The following is a 3,236-nucleotide window of genomic DNA, read 5'->3' as shown; positions in this document are numbered from 1 at the left end:
GATGAGCGGAAGCGGATGCGGCAGGACTACGAGCGGGAGTTGTTCGGAACGTACTAACCCAAATTGTGAAACTCAGGCCTGGCGCGGTGTCGGGATCCTCGACAGGCAGCGATGGTGTGGGCGGGATGTTCTCCGCACGGATGCCATTGATGCGGATGCCTAAGGCCCCGTACTCGGCGGCCGCCTCCTGGGTGAGCACAGCGCAGCCAGTGTGGGCATGGCCTGCAGGGCCAGGGGAGGAACTGATCGTGACGATGGCGCTGGTGTGGCCCCCGCCGGCGGCGACGAGGTGGCCGGTGACGGCCCGCAGACCGAAGGCGATGGGCGCCAGACGGTCGGTCACAAGATGCGCCAACGCCCTATCGCTCAACTCATGGAGGGAGGCGTCCACGGGCTGGACTGCGGTGGACAGCACCGCCCAATCAAGCCGCCCAAACTCGGCGACAGCGTCCCGCACGATCATCTCGTAGTCCTCGCCGCAGGCCGGCCGCAGGGTGTGTGCCCGGGCGCTGCCGCCCAGCAGGGTGATCTCCTCGGCGACGGCGTGCACCGCGTGCTCGTCCTCCCCGGCAATGACGACGGCTGCACCGCGGGCGGCCAACGCCAACGCGGTAGCGCGCCCACGACCGTGCCCCTCATCGACGACGATGGCCACCTTTCGCGAGGGCACCTCCGCGTCGACGAGGCCGGCAACCTCGTCCGGCTGGGCGGGCAACTCCAGCGCGTCATCTGGGATGTGTGCAGTGAGAACAGTCATGGCGATGCAGTCCTTCCACGAAGCCCACCCCCACACAGGTGGCATCCGTGCGGCGTCCGGCCGCAGGGACACGCGCCCGGTGGCGGGTGGCGGGGAGAAAAAGAGAGAAGAAAAAGACGTCACGCCAGCAACGACGAGCAGAACACGGGGATGCGCGGGACACCCCACCTGCCGCTGCCGCAGGCGTACCTCCTGTATAGCCCAGGACGTGCAGCTCTGTCTCGACATTCGCGCCCACAAGCTGTGGATAACTGACTGTGTGGCGCAGGTGCTGTGGACAGCGGTCGCGGACGGTGCGGAGCACACCCCGGGGCCGGGTCCCGCCGAGCGGGGGGAGGTGGGTGCCGCGCGCGCTCGTGCTGCGGGCTAGACTGTGCAGTCATGAGCCTTGACCCGCGTCTTATGGACGTCCTTGCCTGCCCCGAAGACAAGGGGCCGCTGACCTATGACGAGGCCCAGCAGGTGCTCGTCAACCCGCGCCTCGGCATCGCCTATCGCATCGAGGATGACATCCCCGTACTGCTGCGCGATGAAGCCATCACCTGGCCGCCCGCCGGCGCCTAACTGGACCGCAACCCCACGGCCGCGGCCGAGATTTGAACGACCACGCACAACACCTGCGAAAGACCCATGACGAACACCCCGACGAACATCATCGACGAACTGCAGTGGCGCGGACTGATCAACCAGTCCACCGACATTGAGGCACTGCGCGAGGCAACCGCCGAGCCCATCACCCTCTACTGCGGCTTCGACCCGACCGGCCCCTCCCTCCACGCCGGCCACCTCGTGCCGCTGCTCATGCTGCGCCGCTTCCAGCAGTTCGGTCACCGCCCCCTGGCACTCGCCGGCGGGGCCACCGGCATGATTGGCGACCCCCGCGATGTGGGGGAACGCTCCATGCTCACTGAGGACACCATTGCCGACAACCTCGTGAACATCCAGCAGCAGCTGCGCCGCTTCGTGGACTTCCGTGACGGCGAAGGCGATGCCCACGGCAACGCCGAACTCGTCAACAACGCCGACTGGACCCGCGGCATGTCCGTCATCGAGTTCCTCCGTGACGTCGGCAAGCACTTCTCGCTCAACACGATGCTCAACCGGGAGACCGTCAAGCGTCGCCTCGAGGGCGACGGTATCTCCTACACCGAGTTCTCCTACATGCTGCTGCAGTCCCAGGACTACGTGCACCTCAACGAGGCGTACGACTGCACCCTGCAGATCGGCGGCGGCGACCAGTGGGGCAACATCGTCTCCGGTGTGGACCTCGTGCGCCGCAAGAACGGCCGCGCCGTGCACGCACTGACGGTGCCGCTCGTCACCGACAGCGAAGGCAACAAGTTCGGCAAGTCCACCGGTGGTGGCAAGCTCTGGCTCGACCCCGAGATGACCAGCCCGTACGCCTGGTACCAGTACTTCGTCAACGCCGCCGACGCGGACGTCATCAAGTACCTGCGCTGGTTCACCTTCCTCACCCAGGAGGAACTCGCCGAACTCGAGGTCGAGGTCGCCGAGCGTCCCTTTGCCCGCGTCGCTCAGAAGCGACTCGCGGAAGAGATGACCACCCTCGTCCACGGTGCCGAGGCCACCGCTGCGGTGCAGCTCGCCTCCCAGGCACTGTTCGGTAAAGCCGACCTCAAGGACCTCGACGCCGCCACCCTGCGTGGTGCACTGCAGGAAGCTGGTATTACCGAGATCGCCGACGGGGAACCCCGCACTGCCGTTGACCTGCTCGTCGCCTCCGGCCTCGTTGATTCCAAGGGCGCGGCGCGCCGTGCCATCAAGGAAGGTGGCGCCTACGTCAACAACGAGCGCATCACCGATGAGGCGTGGGAGCCGCAGGCCGAGGACCTGCTGCACGGCATGCTCGTGCTCCGCAAGGGCAAGAAGAACTTCGCCGGCATTGCCCTGCACGCTTAAAGAACCCTCGCACGGCCGCTGTTCCTGGAAGCTGATCCGCCCCGCCCACCGCAGACCTATGGATGTGACGGTGGGGGAGGAACCCGCAGCAGTGATGAAACCCTGACGAAAAGAGCGGCAGCTTCTCCGCGCCGCATCCTCACCACTCGTCGACCGAACACCTCCCCGCAAGGACCACCACCGGACCTTGCGGGGAGGTGTTCGCGCATTCTTGCCTCACTGCAACCATCGAAACCGCCGGTGTACTGGGGATTTGTGTGGTGTTCGCGGTGTGTGTAACTTTATCCGGGTCAGCGAGACAGCCCAGCGCCTCAAATGAGGGGAAGCAAGCAGTCGATATACGGTGCTGACACGCCGGATTTGCACTCACGCCAAGTTGTTGTGTAGTGTCGGTGGAACCGCCGTGAGGCAGTCGCAAGCGTGGCTGTGTTTGTGGTGGTGCATGATGTTTGAGAACTCAATAGTGTACCAATGTACTAGTTTTTTTTGTGCTGGTTCGATGGTTTGTGCTGCCGGGGGCTGCTTGTCCCTGACGCAACGCTTGCATGACACGAGTGTG

General features: G+C 65.2%; 3 protein-coding genes. 2 read left to right on the top strand and 1 reads right to left on the bottom strand.

The window, feature by feature from the left end; genetic code table 11:
- On the bottom strand, window positions 1-757 hold a 757-nt coding region (locus C1Y63_RS12325), incomplete at its 3' end, for an SDR family NAD(P)-dependent oxidoreductase (protein ID WP_106016738.1).
- Window positions 758-1,138: 381 nt separating this feature from the next.
- Between C1Y63_RS12325 and C1Y63_RS12320 the strand changes: the two genes are divergently transcribed.
- Together C1Y63_RS12320 and tyrS are read left to right on the top strand one after the other, a co-directional pair.
- Window positions 1,139-1,321 (top strand): Trm112 family protein, encoded by a 183-nt coding sequence (locus C1Y63_RS12320; protein ID WP_106016737.1) that lies wholly within the window; start codon window positions 1,139-1,141, stop codon window positions 1,319-1,321.
- A 66-nt stretch (window positions 1,322-1,387) separates the two neighbouring features.
- A complete protein-coding gene (gene tyrS / locus C1Y63_RS12315; protein WP_106016736.1) occupies window positions 1,388-2,677 on the top strand; it encodes a tyrosine--tRNA ligase in 1,290 nt (429 codons plus the stop codon).
- The last annotated feature ends 559 nt before the right edge of the window (window positions 2,678-3,236 follow it).

The organism is Corynebacterium sp. 13CS0277 (genome assembly GCF_002994655.1).
Classification (GTDB): domain Bacteria; phylum Actinomycetota; class Actinomycetes; order Mycobacteriales; family Mycobacteriaceae; genus Corynebacterium.
Note: the sequence above shows the minus strand (reverse complement) of the source record. Positions and strands in the feature narration are given on the sequence as shown.

Coding starts and splice junctions, on each gene's coding strand:
- C1Y63_RS12320 (WP_106016737.1), top strand. CDS start 1,139: ATGAGCCTTGACCCGCGTCTTATGGACGTCCTTGCCTGCCCCGAAGAC.
- tyrS (WP_106016736.1), top strand. CDS start 1,388: ATGACGAACACCCCGACGAACATCATCGACGAACTGCAGTGGCGCGGA.